The sequence below is a fragment of the Luteibacter sp. HAY1-4A genome, from assembly GCF_056755355.1.
The window spans coordinates 58,904-77,426 of record NZ_JBNDHZ010000016.1; the positions used below are offsets into that span (position 1 = coordinate 58,904).

The 18,523-nt window shown below is 66.8% G+C and carries 20 protein-coding genes; 8 read left to right on the forward strand and 12 right to left on the reverse strand.

The features are described from left to right. Positions 1-75: 75 nt before the first annotated feature. The 10 genes from ACPYOD_RS07370 to ACPYOD_RS07415 form a co-directional block, all read right to left on the reverse strand. The gene (locus ACPYOD_RS07370) at positions 76-432 is read right to left on the reverse strand and encodes a hypothetical protein (RefSeq protein WP_481301085.1); all 357 of its coding nucleotides are present in this window, start codon (positions 430-432) and stop codon (positions 76-78) included. 88 nt (positions 433-520) lie between these two features. Continuing rightward, positions 521-1,204, reverse strand: coding sequence for an HAD family hydrolase (locus ACPYOD_RS07375; protein WP_481301086.1), 684 nt, complete (start codon positions 1,202-1,204; stop codon positions 521-523). Between the two features lie 33 nt (positions 1,205-1,237). Beyond that, positions 1,238-2,071, reverse strand: a complete 834-nt coding sequence (locus tag ACPYOD_RS07380) for a pirin family protein (RefSeq protein ID WP_481301087.1) — start codon at positions 2,069-2,071, stop codon at positions 1,238-1,240. Positions 2,072-2,237: 166 nt separating this feature from the next. After that, on the reverse strand, positions 2,238-2,909 hold the full coding sequence (locus ACPYOD_RS07385) for a YecA/YgfB family protein (protein ID WP_481301088.1): 672 nt from the start codon (positions 2,907-2,909) through the stop codon (positions 2,238-2,240). Then, positions 2,906-3,673, reverse strand: a complete 768-nt coding sequence (gene xth, locus ACPYOD_RS07390) for an exodeoxyribonuclease III (RefSeq protein ID WP_481301089.1) — start codon at positions 3,671-3,673, stop codon at positions 2,906-2,908. Before xth ends, ACPYOD_RS07385 begins: the two co-directional genes overlap by 4 nt. Before the next feature lie 25 nt (positions 3,674-3,698). Then, complete coding sequence (locus ACPYOD_RS07395) at positions 3,699-5,744, reverse strand: M3 family metallopeptidase (protein ID WP_481301090.1); 2,046 nt, start codon at positions 5,742-5,744, stop codon at positions 3,699-3,701. A 48-nt stretch (positions 5,745-5,792) separates the two neighbouring features. Then, complete coding sequence (locus ACPYOD_RS07400; RefSeq protein WP_481301091.1) at positions 5,793-6,353, reverse strand: gamma carbonic anhydrase family protein; 561 nt, start codon at positions 6,351-6,353, stop codon at positions 5,793-5,795. 59 nt (positions 6,354-6,412) lie between these two features. Further along, positions 6,413-6,841 carry a hypothetical protein gene (locus ACPYOD_RS07405; RefSeq protein WP_481301092.1) on the reverse strand — a complete coding sequence of 143 codons (429 nt, stop codon included), beginning with the start codon at positions 6,839-6,841 and terminating at the stop codon, positions 6,413-6,415. Between the two features lie 186 nt (positions 6,842-7,027). Next, the gene (locus ACPYOD_RS07410; protein ID WP_481301093.1) at positions 7,028-7,327 is read right to left on the reverse strand and encodes a hypothetical protein; all 300 of its coding nucleotides are present in this window, start codon (positions 7,325-7,327) and stop codon (positions 7,028-7,030) included. A gap of 91 nt (positions 7,328-7,418) precedes the next feature. Continuing rightward, positions 7,419-7,952, reverse strand: coding sequence for an energy transducer TonB (locus ACPYOD_RS07415; protein ID WP_481301094.1), 534 nt, complete (start codon positions 7,950-7,952; stop codon positions 7,419-7,421). A 315-nt stretch (positions 7,953-8,267) separates the two neighbouring features. Here ACPYOD_RS07415 and ACPYOD_RS07420 point away from each other — a divergent pair, with 315 nt between their 5' ends. Both ACPYOD_RS07420 and ACPYOD_RS07425 read left to right on the forward strand, forming a co-directional pair. Then, the gene (locus ACPYOD_RS07420) at positions 8,268-11,507 is read left to right on the forward strand and encodes a protease pro-enzyme activation domain-containing protein (RefSeq protein WP_481301095.1); all 3,240 of its coding nucleotides are present in this window, start codon (positions 8,268-8,270) and stop codon (positions 11,505-11,507) included. A 99-nt stretch (positions 11,508-11,606) separates the two neighbouring features. Beyond that, positions 11,607-12,224, forward strand: coding sequence for a LysE family translocator (locus tag ACPYOD_RS07425; RefSeq protein WP_481301096.1), 618 nt, complete (start codon positions 11,607-11,609; stop codon positions 12,222-12,224). A gap of 6 nt (positions 12,225-12,230) precedes the next feature. Here the strand turns inward: ACPYOD_RS07425 and aroE are convergent, their stop codons facing one another. After that, positions 12,231-13,067 (reverse strand): shikimate dehydrogenase, encoded by an 837-nt coding sequence (gene aroE / locus ACPYOD_RS07430; protein ID WP_481301097.1) that lies wholly within the window; start codon positions 13,065-13,067, stop codon positions 12,231-12,233. Between the two features lie 183 nt (positions 13,068-13,250). Between aroE and ACPYOD_RS07435 the strand changes: the two genes are divergently transcribed. Further along, positions 13,251-13,469 carry a hypothetical protein gene (locus ACPYOD_RS07435; protein WP_481301098.1) on the forward strand — a complete coding sequence of 73 codons (219 nt, stop codon included), beginning with the start codon at positions 13,251-13,253 and terminating at the stop codon, positions 13,467-13,469. A 117-nt stretch (positions 13,470-13,586) separates the two neighbouring features. Here the strand turns inward: ACPYOD_RS07435 and ACPYOD_RS07440 are convergent, their stop codons facing one another. Continuing rightward, a complete protein-coding gene (locus tag ACPYOD_RS07440) occupies positions 13,587-15,071 on the reverse strand; it encodes a RimK family protein (protein WP_481301099.1) in 1,485 nt (494 codons plus the stop codon). A 224-nt stretch (positions 15,072-15,295) separates the two neighbouring features. Between ACPYOD_RS07440 and ACPYOD_RS07445 the strand changes: the two genes are divergently transcribed. The 5 genes from ACPYOD_RS07445 to ACPYOD_RS07465 form a co-directional block, all read left to right on the forward strand. Then, positions 15,296-15,766, forward strand: coding sequence for a GNAT family N-acetyltransferase (locus tag ACPYOD_RS07445; protein WP_481301100.1), 471 nt, complete (start codon positions 15,296-15,298; stop codon positions 15,764-15,766). A 52-nt stretch (positions 15,767-15,818) separates the two neighbouring features. Then, positions 15,819-16,028, forward strand: a complete 210-nt coding sequence (lptM, locus tag ACPYOD_RS07450) for an LPS translocon maturation chaperone LptM (protein WP_481301101.1) — start codon at positions 15,819-15,821, stop codon at positions 16,026-16,028. A 7-nt stretch (positions 16,029-16,035) separates the two neighbouring features. Beyond that, positions 16,036-16,863, forward strand: a complete 828-nt coding sequence (dapF, locus tag ACPYOD_RS07455) for a diaminopimelate epimerase (protein WP_481301102.1) — start codon at positions 16,036-16,038, stop codon at positions 16,861-16,863. 79 nt (positions 16,864-16,942) lie between these two features. Continuing rightward, entirely contained in the window at positions 16,943-17,629 is a 687-nt protein-coding gene (locus ACPYOD_RS07460; RefSeq protein WP_481301103.1) for a DUF484 family protein, read from the forward strand. Next, a partial coding sequence (locus ACPYOD_RS07465) for a tyrosine recombinase XerC (RefSeq protein WP_481301104.1) occupies positions 17,626-18,523 on the forward strand: 898 nt, incomplete at its 3' end. The genes ACPYOD_RS07460 and ACPYOD_RS07465, both read left to right, overlap by 4 nt.

Consider the following 18,523-nt stretch of genomic DNA (forward strand, 5'->3'; position numbering starts at 1 on the left):
GTGCGGCACGCATGCCCGCTGCCGCGGGGTCGCCGGCACAGCCGGCTCCCACATTGGGTCGGCTCCCCAACTCTGTCAGTGCGTGGCCACGCGGGTGCGGAGCAAGGCATCCACCGCTTGCTGCCACTCGGCGGAGCCGGGCTGGCTCTGCGGGGCTTCCTGACCGAGCTTGCGATTCACGGCCTCGTTCCATTGCTCGGTGCCCGCCTGGGGGCCGTGACCGTCGTCGCTTACCGCGAGTACCTTGTCCACCCAGGCATACCACTCGGGCGAACCCAGCGCGGCGTTGGCTGGAGCCGTCTTGCCGGGAGCGGGGGAGGCGGCCGTGGACGCCGCCGCTGGTGAAGCGGCCGGCGCGGTGGGCTCGGAGTGCGAGCAGGCCGCGATGATGAAGGCTGCGATGAGCGGAACCGCTGTGAAAACAATGCGCATGGTCGATCAAATCCTTTGCTTACAGGCCAATGCTACGAACCCCTACCCGTCCCCCGCCTAAACGCCTTGGGGAACTTGTGATTTTCGTTCAGCTTCGCGCTGCGATTTCGTCGATGTGCCGAAGCATGTCGGCCGGATCCTCGAAGACCCGGTAGGCCCCCGCCCGCTCGAGTTCGTTTTCCCCGTATCCGCCCGAAAGCAGGCCGATGCCCAGGGCCCGGGCCCGCTGGGCGGCCAGCATGTCCCAGATGGCGTCGCCGATGACCATGGCGTCGCGGATGTCGGTGCCCAGGCGCTGGGCGGCCGTGACGAACAGGTCGGGATCGGGCTTGGCGTGGCGGACCTGGTCGCGCGTGACCACCGGCACCTTGGCCGGATCGACGCCCAGCGCGGCGATGTTGTGCGATGCGGTTTCCATGCGCCCGGAGGTCGCGATGGCCCAGGGGATCTTCGCGTCCGTGAGCCACGCGAGCAATTCCACGGCGCCCGGAAGGGGACGCACCGCGCCGGCCTCGGCGAGCCGGCCGTAGGCCGCCGCGTGGTTGCGGCGCAGGCGCTCGATGCGGTCGGGGGTAATCTCCGTACCGGTCTCGCGCAGCAGGATGTCGGTGAACAGGCCGCCGCTCATGCCGATCTTGCGGTGGATGCGCCACACGGAGAGGTCGATGTCCTCCATGTCGAGCGACTCTTTCCACGCGAGCACGTGCTGGTAAACGCTGTCGACGAGGGTGCCGTCGAGGTCGAAGAGGAAGGCATGCTTTTGTCTGGACATGCCCTCCAGATTACAGGCTGTCGGGTGGCTTTGTCAGAACTTGCCGGCCCGGAAGTCTGCGATGGCCTCATGGATCTGCGCCGGCGTGTTCATGACGAACGGGCCGTAGCGGGCCACCGGCTCGGCGAGCGGCCTTGCCGCCACGACGAGGATTCGCGCGGGCTGCACGGCGGCGAAGCTCACCGAATCGCCCTTGGACAACACGGCCAGTTCGCTGCGCGCCAGCGATTCGCCGGCCACGGTCGCGGACTCGCCGTCGAAGACGTAGGCGAAGGCGCTGTGGCTTTCCGGCAGCACCAGGTCGAACTGCGCGCCGGCCTCCAGCCCGATGTCGAGGTACACCGGCTCGGTGCTGATGCCGCTGACCGGCCCCTTCGCGCCCGCGAGTTCGCCGGCCACCACGCGTACCGTAACGCCTTCAGCCGGGTGCACGATCGGAATCGCGGCGGGCGGGAGGTCCTGGTAGCGCGGCTCGACCATCTTGTCGGCGGCGGGCAGGTTCACCCACAGCTGGAAGCCCCACATGAGGCCCTCCTCCTGCTGCGGCATCTCGGAATGCAGGATGCCGCGCCCCGCGGTCATCCATTGCACGCTGCCCGGGCCCAGGTCGCCGCGATTGCCATGATTGTCGCCGTGGCGCATGCGGCCCGCTAGCATGTAGGTCACCGTCTCGAAGCCGCGGTGCGGATGCTCGGGGAAGCCCTCGATGTAGTCGCCGGCCTGGTCGGACCGGAACTCGTCGAGCAGCAGGAAGGGATCGAGCATATCCAGCGCAGGCTGACCGATCACGCGCTTGAGCTTCACGCCCGCGCCATCGGACGTGTCCATGCCGCGGACGCGGCGGGTGATGTGGCGTTGAGTGGTCATGGGGTGCTCCTTTGCTGATGCAAAGATGCGCCCTTCCTGCCGTTGGGCCAAGACGCGCTGCGCGAACGATGCGTTTCTGTGGGAGCCGCTTCAGCGGCGATGGTGCTTGCATCAAGCTTGCCCGCTGCCGCGGGATCGCCGCTGAAGCGGCTCCCACAACTGATCGTCAGTGCACCCAATGACCCGCGCGCTGGCGCGGCGGGCCGTCTTCGCCTTCCACGCGGGGGCGGGTGAGGGCCTGGAGCTCGGCCTCGGTGGGGGGGCTTTCGCGCCAGTAGTCGCCGACGGCGTTGAGCACGCCGGGCAGCTGGCCCAGGCACTCGTCGTATTCCTCGTCGGTGAGCTTTTCGAACTCGGCGTCGGCCTGGAGCACGCCCTCGTCCACCGCCAGGGCCATGATCGGGCCGAGCAGCTGCATCAGCGTGGGGTCTTCCGCCAGGCGGTTTTCCCAGACCTGCGCGCGCATGTCGATGCCGCGGCTGAAACCTTCGCACCAACCGGCGGCGGACAGCAGCGGGCCCTCTTCGGTATCGACCTCGCCGAGGATTGGCTCGTACGCGTCCACGTCGAGTTCCGCGCTGATCGAATCGTTGAGCTTCGCGAGGAGGGCGAGCACGCGGTTGCCCTCGTTCTCGTCGTCGAACGCATCGTGCAATACCTCGTGCAGCCATTCCTCGGGCTTGACCTCGAGCGGCCCGATGGCGACCGCGGAGAGGAGTCCGTGCACGCCGTCGAGCATGAGGTCGCCCTCACCACCGTGCGCCCGCAGGTAAGTGTCGAGTTCTTCGAGTTCCTTGTCGTCGAGGGAGCTCGGCCATTCGGTCTTGGGTGTATTCAAAGGTTCAACTCCAGCGCGACGGGCGCGTGGTCGGACGGCTGTTCCCACTTGCGCGGTGCCTTGTCGATGATCGACGAGGTTGCAACGGATTTGAGCGCATCGCTGATCAAGATGAGGTCGATCCGCAGCCCCATGTTGCGACGGAAGGCGGCCTGGCGATAGTCCCACCAGCTGAAAAGGCCGGCATCTTCGGTAAAAAGACGGAAACTGTCATGAAGTCCGACATCGAGCAGCGCCTGGAGCGCGGCGCGTTCCGGCGGCGAGCAGAAGATGTCCTCGCCCCAGGCCACCGGGTCGTACACGTCGCGGTCGTCGCGGCAGATGTTGAAGTCGCCGAGGACCACCAGCTTGGGATGGCGCGCGATCTCGGACGCGAGGAAGTCGCGCACGCGGGCCAGCCAATGCAGCTTGTACGCGTACTTTTCGTCGCCGATGGCCTTGCCGTTCACCACGTAGAGGTTCACGACGCGAATGTCGCCGACCGTGGCGGCGAGGATGCGCCGCTGGGGATCGTCCAGGCCCTCGATGTCGGTGACGACGTCGACAGGCTGGTCACGCGCCAGGATCGCCACGCCGTTATAGGTCTTCTGGCCCGAGAACACCGCCCGGTACCCCATGGCAGCGATTTCGTCGACGGGAAACTTCTCATCGACGATCTTGGTTTCCTGCAAGGCGACGATATCCGGCTGCGCCTCCGCCAGCCATTGCTGGAGATGGGGCAGCCGAACCTTGAGGGAGTTGACGTTCCATGACGCGATCTTCATCGCGCCATTGTAAAGGAAAGCCGGCTCAGGCCAGCCCGTAGCTCTTGAGCAACGCGTCCGGGCGCGGCTCGCGGCCGCGGAAGGCCTTGAACGATTCCAGGGCCGGACGCGTGGCACCCACCGCCAGTACCTCCTTGCGGAAACGCTCGCCGGTGGCGCGGTCGAGCACGCCGGCCTCCTCGAATGCCTCGAAGGCGTCGGCGGAAAGGACCTCCGCCCAGAGATAACTGTAGTAACCGGCCGAATAGCCGCCGGCGAAGATGTGGGTGAACGCATGCGGGAAGCGCTGCCACGCCGGGGGATGAAGCACGGCCACTTCGTGGCGCACGGCTTCCAGCACATCGAGCGGCCGGGCACCCCGTGCCGGGTCGTACTCGAGGTGGAGGCGGAAATCGAACAGGCCGAACTCCAGCTGGCGGACGAGGAACAGCCCGGCATGGAAGTGGCGCGCGTCGAGCATGCGCTGGTAAAGGTCGTCGGGAAGCGGCTCGCCGGTCTCGTAATGTTTCGCGAACGAGCGCAGCGCGTCCCGATCCCATGCGAAGTTCTCCATGAACTGGCTTGGCAGTTCCACGGCATCCCATTCGACACCATCGATGCCGCCCACCGACGGGATATCCACTTCCGTCAGCATGTGGTGCAGCCCGTGGCCGAATTCGTGGAACAGCGTGAGCACGTCGTCGTGCGTAAGCAGTGCCGGCTTGCCCTCCGTCGGCGGCGGGAAGTTGCAGGTCAGGAACGCCACCGGAAGCTCCAGCCGCTCGCCGTCACGGAAGCGGGCCGCGCAGACGTCCATCCACGCGCCACCGCGCTTGCCGGAACGTGCGTAGAGATCGAGGTAGGCGCCCGCGAAGACCGTGCCGTCGGCATCGATGAGGTCGTAATACGTGACGTCCTTGTGCCAGGTGTCGACGTCGTCGCGCGGAGCGAAGCGGATGCCATAAAGGCGCTCCACCACCATGAGCAGGCCATCGATGGCCGCCGATGCCGGGAAGTAGGGTTTGATCTGCTCTTCGTCGATCGCATAGAGACGCTGGCGCAATCGCTCGGCGGCGAATGCGACGTCCCAGGGTTCCAGGTTGTCGATCTTCAGTTCTTCGGTAGCGAAGTGGCGCAGTTCGTCGAGTTCCTTGCGCGCGACGGGCTTCGCCCTCGCGGCAAGATCGCGCAGGAAGCCGAGCACCACGTCGGGCGACGTGGCCATCTTCGTGGCGAGGGATTCCTCCGCGGCATTGGCGAACCCGAGCAGCTGCGCGGCCTCGTGGCGCAGCGCGACGATTTTCTCGATGCGTTCGGAGTTGTCGAACTTGCCTTTCGAGGGGCCCTGGTCGGACGCGCGCGTCTGGTAGGCGTAATACACCGCCTCGCGCAGCTCGCGATTCTCGGCATACGTGAGCACGGCCTGCACACTGGGCTGCTTCAACGTGACCAGGAAGCCTTCGAGGTTTTCCTCGCGCGCGTATTCGCGCAGCACCGCACGGCCCGACGCCGGAATGCCGGCGAGGTCGCGCTCGTCGGTGATGTGCTTGTGCCACGCTTCGGTGGCATCGAGCACGGCGTTGGAGAATTCGGTGGTAAGGCGGGAGAGTTCGACCCCTATTTCGCGGAAACGGCTGCGCGCGGGCTCATCCAATGCCACTCCGGAAAGACGGAAATCGCGCAGGGCGTGCTCCACCGCGGCGCGGGCGGCCACCGGAAGGCTCGCGAAATCGGGACGGTCGGCGACCGCCTGCACGGCCGCGTACAGGTCACGGTTCTGACCCACCTCGATGCCGAGGTCGGTCAGTTTCTCTTCGGCATTGCCATGCGCCTTGCGCAGGGCTTCGGAATCGGCGACCGAATGGAGGTGGCTGACCGGTGCCCAGGCATGGGCCAGGGTCTGGTCGAGCCGCTCCTGCGCGAGCATCACGTGCTCGAAATCGCGTACGCCGTCGGGCGCCGCGATGCGCTGGATGGCTGCCCGTTGCTCCGCCACAAGGGCGTCGATGGCGGGTTCCACGTGTTCCGGCCGGATGGCGGAGAAAGCGGGCAGGCCGTCGGCGTGGAGGAGGGGATTCGAGGCGGTGTCCATGGGTGATCTCCTGTCAGGCGACCAGCGTGGAGCCCCCGCGAAGCCAAATCAAGCGGGAGGATGTGGAGAGGCTTGGGCCAGATAGTCGTCCTTCAGGCGGACGTAGTTGGCGGCCGAGTAGTAGAGCTGTTCCACCTGGGCGTCGGTCAGGACGCGCACCATCCGGGCAGGGTTTCCCAGCCAGAGCTCCCGTTCGCCGACCACCTTGCCGGGCGGGATCACGGCGCCGGCGCCCACGAACCCGTTCTTCCTGACCACCGCACCGTCCAACACGGTAGCGTGCATGCCGATGAGGCAACCGTCCTCGATCGTGCAGGCGTGGATGATGGCGCCGTGGCCGATCGTGACATCGCTGCCGACGATGGTGGGGAAACCGCCCGGGGTATATGGACCGTCGTGGGTCACGTGGACGATGGCCCCGTCCTGGAGGTTGCTGCGTGCGCCGATGCGGATGTGGTGCACGTCGCCGCGAAGCACGGCCCCTGGCCAGATCGATACGTCGTCGGCCAGCTCGACGTCGCCGATGACGGCGGCGGCGGGATCGACGTAAACCCGAGCGGCCAGGCGCGGGAGGATGCCCTTGTAGGGTCGGAGCGAAGAGGGATGCATGGCGCCATTCTAGTCGCTTGGCCGCGGGGAGGGACGCCCTGCCCGGCGTCCCTGCCGGCTTACTGGAACTGGCCGCCGACGATGCGGCCGAACTGGTCGACGCGAGCGATATAGCGGCTGTTGTCATTGCGGAATTCGCGGGTGGTCACGTCGCCCGGAAGCACCAGCTGCACGCAGCTGTAGGCGGCGCGGAATTCCGACGCCGTCGGCTGTCCGGCGATGAACTTCTCGAACGCCTCGAGGTGGGTCACGCTGCAGGTTCCGGTGGTCATAACGCCGCCGAGACCATTACCGCCTTGACCGCCGCCGACGAAACCGTTGCCGCCTTGACCGCCGCCGCCGCCGAGACCATTACCCCCGTGAATGCCGGTGACGGCACCGCCGTTACCGCCCTGGATGGAGTTGAAGGGCTTGCCGTTCTGGGCGGCAGCGGCCAGCGGGGCGGCGACCAGGAGGGCGAGGAGGGTGGTGCGGATCATCTTTTCCATGAATGAAGCTCCATTGGGGTCCGACAGCGCCATGCCGTGCGATACCCATTGCAAAGTTTGACTGACAAGAGCCGGCCGTGGCCCAGATCCGGTCTTCCGTTTCACCGACACAACGTGTCGGGCGACGCCGTTCTGCATGAAGATCACGAACGAATGCCGGGCTGCCTGTTCCCCGGCACCGAGGGGTTAGCGGAAGCTGCCGCCCACGATGCGGCCATGCTCGTCCACGTTGGCGAAGAAGCGGCTGTTGTCGGTGCGGTATTCCATTGTTGCAACATCGCCCGGCATGACCACATGGAGGCAGGTATAGATCTGCTTCAGTTCGCCAAGGGTCGGCTTGGACTGGCTCAGGTAGTTCATGAACGCGTCGACGTTCGTGACATTGCAAACCGGAGGACGCACCACGATCGGATCGGCCGAGGCCAGCGAGACCATCGGCGCCAGTGCCAGCGCTGCGAGGGAGAGGTTGCGAATCAAGATATTCATAAAGGCTCCTTGCCTTGGGTGGGAAATGCGCTTCATCGCCGAAGCGCACGCCGACAATGAAGTAGGCTTCCCTCCTGGTCCCTGAACACGCCTACCCGTTTCGCCGACGCATCGCGTCAGCTTTTGCCTCATCTTCCGCCGTTACCACCTGCTGCTGTGCGTCAAGTTTCGCGCCCAGGATGATCAGCGTGTAATTGGTCGGATCGTAGTCGCGCAACAGGGCGATTTCGCGGCGAGCCTCTTCCAGTTGACGACGATTGATCAGCTGCTCGATCTCTTGGGCGGCGAATGGGATGGTCTCGCGCAAGGCGTCCTGCGCCGTGGCGTTGCCCGGCTCCAGCTGGATCACGCTGAGGTAATACTCATACGCATTGTTACCCTGCGGCGATACAAGCCGGCCATCGTGCGTGGCCTGGCGAGCCAGCCCGAGCAGGATGGCGACACCGCTGTTGTCGCCGGCCTCGCTCGCGGACGCCTTTCCGTCGTCCTGCCCTGCGGCGATGGCGGAGGCCGTGTGGCGCGCCCGCAGCGAGGCGAACGCGGCTGCCGCTGCCACGACGAAGATCGCGGCGACGGCGAGGGCGACCGCGCGGCGGGGAAGCGCGGCGAGGGAAAGCTTGGGCATGGGGATGTCCGGGGAGCACCCGCGACCAGGCAGGCCCCCTGTCGGCCGGCCCCGGCGGGCGCGCCATCTTCCCGCCGGATTGTTGCAGGAACGTGGCAGGCAATTCGCAGGAACTTCCGAAGGATGATATGACGCAGTCGATCTTTTGAACCAGTCGAGACGTTTGGACGGCCAAATGTGATCCCAGTCACCCCTGGTGGCGCACGACGGGTTTAGCGTGGGACGACTGATCGCCCTGAAACTTGGCGTTTAGGGGGAAAGCCTGGACAAGGGAGCTCGGTGGGGAAACATCACTCACGCCAAGGGAGTAAGCACATGCTACGCAGGTACACCAGCTGGCTCGCATTCGCGGGCCTGACGACAGGTTGCGCCCTGTCGTTGTCCTCCGCCGCAACGGATCTGCAGCAAGCCACGCGATCCTTGCAACCCCAGGCCATCGCACGGGTGAGTACGAACGTCGAAAAGACATCGACGTTCGCGCTGCCGGGAACGGCACCGTTGCAGGCACTTTCGAAGTACGACGCGGGCGCCATGGCGGCCGGGGACACGGTCGACGGCATCACGATCGTGCTGAAGCGCGACGACGACCGCGAGAAGGCATTCCGTTCCTACCTCTCTGCGCTCAACAACCCTGCGTCGCCGGATTTCCACCACTGGCTGACGGCGAAGGAACTGGGTGAGCGCTTCGGCCCCGCGCCGCAGGATGTGCAAGCCGTGCAGCAATGGCTGCGCTCCCAGGGCATGACGGTATCGAGCGTGTCGGGAGACCGCATGCGCATCCTCGTTTCCGGCTCCGCGACCGCCGTGGGGAAAGCCTTCGGCACCGAGCTGCATCGCTATGACGTGGATGGCGGACGTCATTTCGCCAACGCCACGGCAACGAAGGTGCCGGTCGCGCTGTCGCCGGTGATCCAGGCCGTCGCCCTGGACGACTTCTTCCCGAAGGCCCAGCACACGCCCGTTGCACGCGCCACGTTCGACCGCAAGCACGGCAAGTGGAGCACGGACGCCGCCGCGCGGCCGGACTTCACCGTGCCGCCCGGCAACACCAATCCGAACACCACGTACGACATGGTGCCGGCGGACTTCAACCAGGTCTACAACGTGAAGCCGCTCTGGCAGCGGCGCGATGCGCTGCGTGGCGCCGGGCAGACGGTGGTCGTGCTTGAACGGACCAACGTGTTGCCGGACGACGTCGCGCGCTTCCGTCGCGCATTCCTCCCCGCCGACGCGAAGGGTACCTTCAGCATCCTGCATCCCATCAACGATGGCGAAGCGTGCGCCGATCCGGGCCGCAACGGCGACGAAGGGGAAGCCGCACTCGATGCCGAGTGGGCCGGCGCGGCCGCACCCGATGCGGACGTGGTGCTTGCCTCGTGCGCCGACTACGGCGCCAGCTTCGGGCCATTCACGGCCGCGGCGCGGTTGCTCGAGGGCGGTCCCAACGGCGAGTTGCCGCCACCGGTCTGGAGCCTGAGCTACGGTGCATGCGAATCGGCGGATCCGAGCGACGCGTTCGTCGCGGACGTGCTGTGGTCGGCCGCGGCTGCCGAAGGCGTGACCGTGTTCGTTTCTTCCGGCGACGGTGGTTCTACCCAATGCGACCAAGGGGCCTTGTTCTGGTCCACGTCCGGGGCGGCCGTGAACGGACTGGCAGCTTCGCCCTCGGCGGTTGCCGTAGGCGGCACGGACTTCAACGATCGCGGCCAGCTTTCCACTTACTGGACCGCCACCAACCTGCCGTACTACCAGTCGGCCCTCAGCTATATCCCGGAAATGACCTGGAACAACAGCTGCGCGAGCAGCCACCTGTACACGCTGCTCGGCTACAAGGACGGGATCACCGCGTGTAACGACAGCGTGGGCCGCGGGCAGGATTTCCTCCAGGTCGGCGGTGCCGGTGGCGGCCCCAGCGGCCGGTTCGCACAGCCGGTGGAACAGGTCGGCATCAGCGGTTCGACCAACCATACGTCGCGCCTCCTTCCCGACGTCTCGCTGTTCTCGGCCAACGGCATCTTCGGTCATGCCCTCGTCTTCTGCATGTCCGACGACGCGAACGGCGGCACCGCCTGCGACTTCGACAACCCCGACAGCGTCTTCGCCAATTCGGCGGGTGGCACCTCGTTCGCAGCGCCGGCGATGGCCGGCGTGCAGACGCTGATCAACCAGGGTGCCGGCGACCGCAGCGGCAACGTACTGCCGGCGTTCTACGGCATCGCCGCCCGTCAGTTCGGCACCGTGGGCTCGCCGAACACGAAGACGCTCACCGCGTGCAACGCCAGCAACGGCGCGACGATCGGTGCGGAGTGCGTCTTCAACAACGTCACCGAAGGCGACATCGTGCAGCCCTGCGGCGTGGGTTCCCCCAACTGCGACATCGGACAGAACCTCAGCAACATCGTCGGCATCGTGGAAGGCGGCGACCCCACCACGCATGCGCTGGTACCCGCGTGGAAGGCGAACGTGGGCTACAACCTGGCCACCGGCCTGGGCACGATCAACGCGGCCAACCTCGTCGATGCGGTCACGGCCTGGGGATCGCCGGCAAAGCGCGCCTATGCGGCGCCGGCGGATTTCCTCTCGCTCAACAACCTGTTCAGCAACGACGGCTACAGCGACTTCGCCTATGTGGATCCCTCCGCGGGCGTGCTGCACTCCGTGGCGATGAAGGGCGCGGTCAGCCTTTACGACCAGACGCAGGCCATCGATCCCAGCCTGACCGTCGCCGCCTTCGGCGACCTCATTCCCGGGCTGAACGCGCTGTCGCTCAAGTCGGGCGAGATCGTGCTGCTGGGCAGCGACAACCGTGTGAACATCTGGGTGTCCACGGGCACCGGTGGCTATTACCCGTTCGTGGTGAGCCACTCCGTGCCGTCCACGTGGAAGCTGCTCGGCACCGGGGTGGACGATCCCAGCGGCGACCAGAAGCTGGTGTGGTTCGATACCAAGACCACGCAGATCATCTGGTGGAAGCTCGACCTGGATCCCACCACGCAGAACGACATCATCGTGACCGCGCTTTCCCAGCCGATCAATGGCGTGCGCGGAGCCACTCCCGTTCTCGCGGACGCGAACGGCGACGGCTACACGGACATTGTCTGGACGCGTACCAGCGACACCTCGGTCACCCTGTGGATCGCCGACCAGAAGCGCGGCTTCGTCTCGCGCCGGCTGCCCGATCGACCCGCCGGCGCCACGCTCTACGGCGTGGGCGACATGGACGGGAACGGCACGACCGACCTTGTCTGGACGGACACCGCCAACGCGCAACTGAGCTGGTGGACGCTCGACGGGTTCAATGTCACCGCGACCCGCAGCCGCGCCATTCCCACGGGCTATACGCTCGCGAGCATCGGCGACTACGACGGCGACGGCATGGCCGACCTGCTTTGGCGCAACGCCAGCGATCGCCTGGTGGAATGGCAGGGCACCGGCAAGGGCTTCGCCGCCTTCAAGGTGGCCGACGCGTGGGGCACGCCGCTGACGCTCGGCAAGCAGGCCACCGTGCCGGCCAACCGGTTCCAGGGCGGCCGCCGTGTGAACGCCGCTCCGTAAACCTGTGACACGCGCTCCCGCCTGAGGCGGGAGCGCGCTTTTCTCACGCAGATGTGACCGACAGGGCGTACAGTCGAGCGCTCTATCGGAAGAAGCCGCATGATCGACCTGCACGCCATCGCACTCGTCTTTTCCGTCTACGTGATCGGGGTGGTCAGCCCCGGGCCGAACTTCGTGGCCATCGCGCATCGGGCTGCGTCGAGCACCACGCGCGAAGCGTTGGCCATGGTGGGCGGTACCGTATTGGTGAACCTTTTCTGGGCCAGCTGCGCCATCCTCGGCGTGGGTATCGTCTTCGCGATGTTCCCGTGGATCGCGCTCGCGGTGAAGGTGGTGGGCGCGGGCTACCTCATCTGGTTCGGCGGGCGCCTGATCGTTCGCGCTGGCAGCGAGGGCGCGACGCCCTCGTCCGGCAACGTGCGGGGCGGACCGGCGGCCTTCCGCGCAGGTATCGTCACCAATATCGGCAACCCGAAGGCCATGGCCTTCTACGCCGCCGTGTTTTCGGCGGCCGCGCCGAAGCACGTGTCGCCACCGACGTTCCTGTGCATGCTGGCCGTGGTCGCCGTCGTCGCTTCCGCGTGGTACGGATTCGTCGCCGTGGTCTTCGCCACCCCTCGCATCGCTGCTTACTACCGCCGCGGCAAGGCGTGGATCGACCGCGTCTGTGGCGCGTTCATCGTCTCGCTGGGCGTGCGGCAAATGCTCGCCCGCTAGGCGGGTTCAAAAACGCTGGCGCAGCATGCGGTATACCGGATCGGTGTCCGGGCGCTCGCCGTGCCAGCGCTCGAAGGCGTCGGCGGCCTGTTCCACCAGCATGCCGAGGCCGTCGCGGAACCAGTCCGGCCGCACACCCGCGGCGAGCGACCAGCCCTTGAATCCCGCGGCTGCAGCGCCGTAGCACAGGTCGTAACAGGTGGAATGATCCTTCAGGATCGAGGTGGGCAGGTCGAAGCCGCCGCCGGTGACGCCGATGGAGGTGGCGTTCACCACGAGATTGAAGGATTCGCCGTCGAGGCCATCCCAGTACCGTGTATAGCAGCGACCCGGCTCGCCGATGGCGTCGGCGATGGCGTCGGCGCGCTCGGGGGTACGGTTGACGATGGTGAGGGTTTCCACACCGGCGTCCATGAGGGCCCAGGCCACGGCCCTGGCCGCGCCGCCGGCGCCCAGCAGCAGGGCATCGTGGCCGCGCAGGTCGAAGCCGTGCCGCTCGGCGATATCGCGCACGAAGCCGCTGCCGTCCGTGTTGTGCGCCTCGATGCTGCCGTTCACGAGCGGCGTGAGGGTGTTGGCCGAGCCGACGCGCGCGGCGGCTTCGGTGCGATTGCCGGCCAGCGCGAAGGCCGCACCCTTGTGCGGCAGCGTGACGTTGGCGCCCAGTCCGCCCTCGGCGAAGAAGCGGTGCACCGCTTCCTCGAACTGCCCCGGCGCGACGTCGATGGTCTCGTAGTGCAGGCGGATGCCGAGCTGCGCGGCGAAGGCCTGGTGGATCTCGGGGGACAGCGAATGCGCGATCGGATGACCGAAGACGGCGTAACGGTGCGCTTCAGCGCTCATGAATTTTCCCTTGGCTCATGCTCGGGGGAAATTATGGCAGGTGCGAAGGCGCCGGAAAGGCCTTGGGTCGCCTTTGCGAAGGCATCTCGCGGGTTGTCCGGGCCAGGGCCTTGGGAAGTCGCGGGTTTTGAGACGCTGGCTGCCTAGGCTCCTCCCATCCGCCACCGATGCCAGGAGTTCGCCATGCACGACACGCTCTCGCCGCGCCGCCTGCGCGCCCTCGTTGCCCTGGCCTGGCTGGTCGGCGGGGCGCTGCTGCTCCTGCTGACGCCGCTTTCGGCGCACAGCGAAACGCTGGGCTGGACGCCGGCCTTCTGGCTGCTGATGGCACCGGCCAGCGTGCTGGTGGCGATGAAGCCGGGGCTGCCGATGTCGCTGCTGGCCGCGCTGCTGCGCCGTTGAGGCGGCCAGGGCTCATGTGGGAGCCGCTTCAGCGGCGATGGCTACTCGCGGCGGACTTGCCCGCTGCTGCGGGATCGCCGGCGTAGCCGGCTCCCACAGGTTCCTCATTCCGGATAGTCAGGCCTGGATGCCCAGGCGCTTCAGTTCGAGTCGGCGCAGGAACTCCTGCATGATGCGCAGATAGAGATCCTCACCGAGGTAGGCGTCTTCGACACCCGCGTCGATCGATGGGTTGTCGTTCACCTCGATGACCACGGGACGATCGCCGATCTGTTTCAAATCGACACCGTAGAGGCTGTCGCCGATCGTCTGCGTGGCCTTGAGCGCCAGCTTCACCACCTCGGCGGGCGCCTCGCGCACGGGCACAGTGCGGAAGCCCCCGGATTTCGCCGTGCCCTTGGCGCCGTGGTTGTAGATCTGCCAGTGGCCGCGCGACATGAAGTACTGGCATGCATACAGGGCTTCGTGGTTCAGCACGCCGATGCGCCAGTCGAATTCGGTATACAGGTATTCCTGCGCGATGAGCAGCGCGCTGTGCGAGAACAGTTCACTCGCCGCCTTCTCCAGGGCCTCGCGCGTTTCCACCTTCACGACGCCGCGCGAGAACGACCCGTCCGGAATCTTCAGCACGATGGGCAGGCCGAGCCGGTCGGGAAGGTCGCGCAGCCGGCGCGTGTCGTCGCGGTAGAGGATCTCCGTGGCCGGCGTGGCAAGCTTGCGCGCGACCATCAGGTCGTTCAGGAAGATCTTGTTCGTGCAACGCAGGATGGACGTGGGATCGTCCATCACCACCATGCCTTCCTTCTCCGCCCGGTGTGCGAAGCGGTAGGTGTGGTTGTCGCTGGCGGTGGTTTCGCGGATGAACAGGCCGTCGTACTCGGCAAGGCGCTGGTAGTCGTTCTTGCCGATGGGGTCGACTTCGATGCCCAGGTGCTTGCCCGCCTCGATGAAGTGCTTCAGCGCCTTCTTGTTCGAGGGCGGCATCTTCTCGTTCGGATCGACCAGCATCGCGATGTCGTAGCGGAAGCGGCGCCGCGCGCGCGGCTTGCGCCAGATCTTGCGCGAGAACTTGTCCAGCGCCTGGGCAAAGGCGTCTTCCTGCGCGTCGTCGAGCGTCTGCAGGCCAACCGCCTTGATCGAGGACACCTGCCACATACGGTCGCGCTCGAACTCGATGCGCATGAGCGGGCAGGGGAACAGGTCGAACAGCTGTCTCGCAAGATCCTGCAGGTCCGGATAAGCGGTTTCGCCGAAGTACACCAGGATGCCGAAATCGGTGGTGTCGCGGCCGCCGGCGGGCAGGAAATTGGCAAGCTTCTGGTTGAGGTCGTCGATGTCGAGGCCGTACAGCGAACGTCGGCGCAGGTCGTTCACAGTGCGCACCGAGGGAATGACCTTGTGCCCGCGCGCTTCCGCCAGCAGCGACACGTAGTAGCCCGTGCCCAGGTACTTGTAGCTGCGGCAGAGGTTGATGACGTGGGTGCGCTCGTCGTCGGTACCCACCGGCTGGCGCAGGTAATCCATGGCGGTGACGACATCGGCGGACGGGTAATACGAGCCCCAGTCCGAGGCTTTCTCCACGACGATGACGAGCCGGCTCATGAGACCTCTGCAAGCGGCGAATGTCATTCCCTCGACCCCGCCTGGGATCGATCGTATCGCCGGTGCCGCAGTGTGAGCTTCCAGCGGCGCGGCGCACAAGCGGGACCTCGTGCAGGTTCATGAAAAAGTCATTGATCCGTGCGGCGCCGAGGTCTACAGTGCCGCGCTTGCCCGACCCCGCCTCGTCCCTCTCGTCCCCCATCCGCGCCGGAGTTTCCAAGCGCATGCGTCCAACCCCGGTTACCGCCGCGGTGCGCGTTCGTCGCGCCGAAGTCAGCGATCTCGACGACCTTGTCGCGCTCGAGGAATCGAGCTTCGCGCAGGATCGCCTGAGCCGCGCCCAGTATCGCAAGCATCTCGACAGCGAGAGTGCCCTGGTGCTCGTCGCCAGCGCGAACCACCGCCGGTTCCTGGGCACCGCCGTGGTGTTCTTCCGCAAGGGCACGACGGTGGCGCGGCTTTATTCGCTCGCGGCCAGTCCCCACGCACAGGGCAAGGGCGTGGGCACGGCCCTGATCGGCGCTTCGGAAGAGGCGGCCCGTACGCGTGGCTGCCGGTCGTTGCGGCTGGAAGTGCGCAAGGACAATGCCGTGGCCATCCGGCTCTACGAACGGCTGGGTTACGCGCAAATCGGCGAATACGCGAAGTACTACGCCGACGGCGCCGACGCGTTCCGTTTCGAAAAGCAGCTTTGAGCGAGTGTCCCTGGCCCGACGCTATACTGGCGTTCGTTCAAAGGAGTTGCCCATGCGCCGACTCATGCTGCCCATCGCCCTCGCCGTCACCGCTGCCGCCCTGACCGGCTGCGGCAACAAGGGTCCGCTGTTCCTTCCGCCGCCTCCCGCGGCCGGCGCGACGGCCACGCCGCAGGCGGCGGCCCCGGCCAGGAGTGATGCGCACTCGCCGGCAGCGGCGAGCACCAGCGCCCAGCCGTTCAATTCGGTCATCCACCCCTAATACTACGATGCCCTCCCGTTTCACCAAGATGCATGGGATCGGCAACGACTTCGCGATCGTCGACTGGCGCGAGGATCCGCCGCGCGTTCCGAACGCAGCGCGCGTCGCGGCGTTGGCCGACCGGCACACGGGGATTGGCTTCGACCAGCTCATCAGCATCGAAGCGCCGCGCGATCCGTCTTGCGCCTTCTACTACGGCATCTGGAACGCCGACGGTTCGCCGTCGGGCCAATGCGGCAACGGCGTGCGTTGCGTGGCGGCATGGCTTTACCGCGACGGGGCCATCGCGCGCGACACCGACGTCCGCCTGGAAAGTCCGTCCGGCCCGGTGACGGTCCGTGTGCTGGACGAAGGAACGGTGGTCGTCGACATGGGCGAACCGAACTTCGCCCCCGCGGCCATTCCGCTCGATCTGCCGGCGCATGCGACCTACACCGTGCACGTGGACGGCGAGGACGTGACCTTCGGCGCCGTCTCCATGGGCAATCCCCATGGCGTGGTCTTCATGGACGACGTGACGGACCCTAGGGTCGACCGCCTCGGTCCGCTCCTGACCTCGCACCCGGTCTTCCCCGAAGGCGCCAACATCGGCTTCGCACAACGCCTCGGGCCGAACCGTATCCGCCTTCGCGTGCATGAACGGGGTAGCGGCTGGACACGCGCCTGCGGCACCGGCGCCTGTGCGGCAGCAGCGGTCGCCCAGGCGCTCGGCCTTGCCGCACCGGTGATCGACGTGGAGCTGCCCGGCGGCACCCTCACCATCGAATGGCACGGACCTGGCCACACCTTATGGATGACGGGCCCAGCTGCTTTCGTCTTCGAGGGCGAAGTGTGACGGTCACCGCACGCATCAGCGCACTGCCCGCAGACTTGCTAACTTAGCGACAAGCATCGTCCGTACCCGAGGAATCACCATGACCGACACCACGATCGACGGCGCCATCGAGCCAGCCACCGTGGCGTCCTACCTGCGGCGGCACCCGGACTTCCTCGTCGATTATCCCGATCTGGCCCACGAACTGGTGCTGCCGAGCGCGACGGGCTCCGCGTCGTCGCTGGCGGTGCACCAGTTGCGCGGCCTGCGCGAGAAGAACGCCGAGCTGGAAACGCGGCTCAGGGACCTCACCGCCGTGGCAGGCGACAACGAGAAGCTGATGCGCCGCGTGCACGGACTGATGCTCGCGCTGCTGAGTGCGGGCGGCATCGAGGACACCGTGCGCCAGGTGGTTCGCCGTCTCACCGAGGATTTCCAGTCCGAGCGCATCCGCCTCGTGTTCTTCGGCGACCTCGCCGGCCTGCCCGACGAACCCTGGCTGCTGCGCGAACCGCACGGTGCCTCCGGGCTGCCGGAATTCGCCTCCTTCCTCGAGCACGGCGATCCCGTCGCCGGCCGCCTGGCCCCCGACAAATTGCACCGCCTGTTCGGCGACGCCGCGCCCGAAGTGCGCTCCGCCGCGCTCATGCGCGTGGGCGACGACGCGCTGCTGGCCATCGGCAGCGCCGATCCAGACCGCTTCCATCCCGGCATGGGCACGCTGTTCCTGGACATGATCTCGACCACGGTGGGCTCGGCCATCGAACGGGCGCGGAAGGTGGCGTGAACCCTCGCGCCGCCGTCGAGGCTTTCCTCGGCCATTTTGCCGCCGAGCGGGCACCTTCAGCGCATACCCTAGCGGCGTACCGCCGCGACCTGGACAAGCTCCTGGCGTTCATGGACGAGGAAGGCCTGGACAGCTTCGACCGGCTGACGCCGGATCGGATGCGCACGATGATCGCCCGGCTGCACCGTCCACCGCCCCGCAGGGACGGCAAAGCGCGCGAGGGGCTGGAGCCGACCAGCATCCAGCGCCTGCTGTCCGCCTGCCGCACGCTGTTCCGGTACCTCAGCCGCGAAGGCCGACTCGACCACGACCCGGTCGCCGGCGTCCGCGGACCGAAGGTGCGGCGCAAATTGCCCCAGGTGCTGGACGCCGACGAGGCCAAGGAACTGGTGGAAACCAGCCTCGGCGGCCCGCTGGCGCCGCGCGACACCGCGATGATGGAACTGTTCTATTCGAGTGGCTTGCGGCTTTCGGAGCTGTGCGGCCTGCACTGGGGCGACCTGGACCTGGAGGACGGGCAGGTCCGGGTGCTGGGCAAGGGCCAGAAGACGCGCATCCTCCCCGTAGGCCGCTTCGCCGTGGCCGCCTTGAAGGCGCTGGCCGCCTTGGGCGGCGCGGAACCGGGGCAGCCGGTGTTCAAGGGCAGGGACGGGGCGCCCATCAGCCCCCGCACGGTGCAGCAGCGCCTGGCCAAGCTGTCCAGCGGCCAGGCCAAGCGGGTCCATCCGCACATGCTCCGGCACACGTTCGCCAGCCACATGCTGGAATCCTCCGGCGACCTGCGCTCGGTGCAGGAACTGCTCGGCCACGCCGACATCGCCACCACCCAGATCTACACCCACCTCGATTTCCAGCACCTGGCGAAGGTGTACGACCTGTCTCTTATACACATCT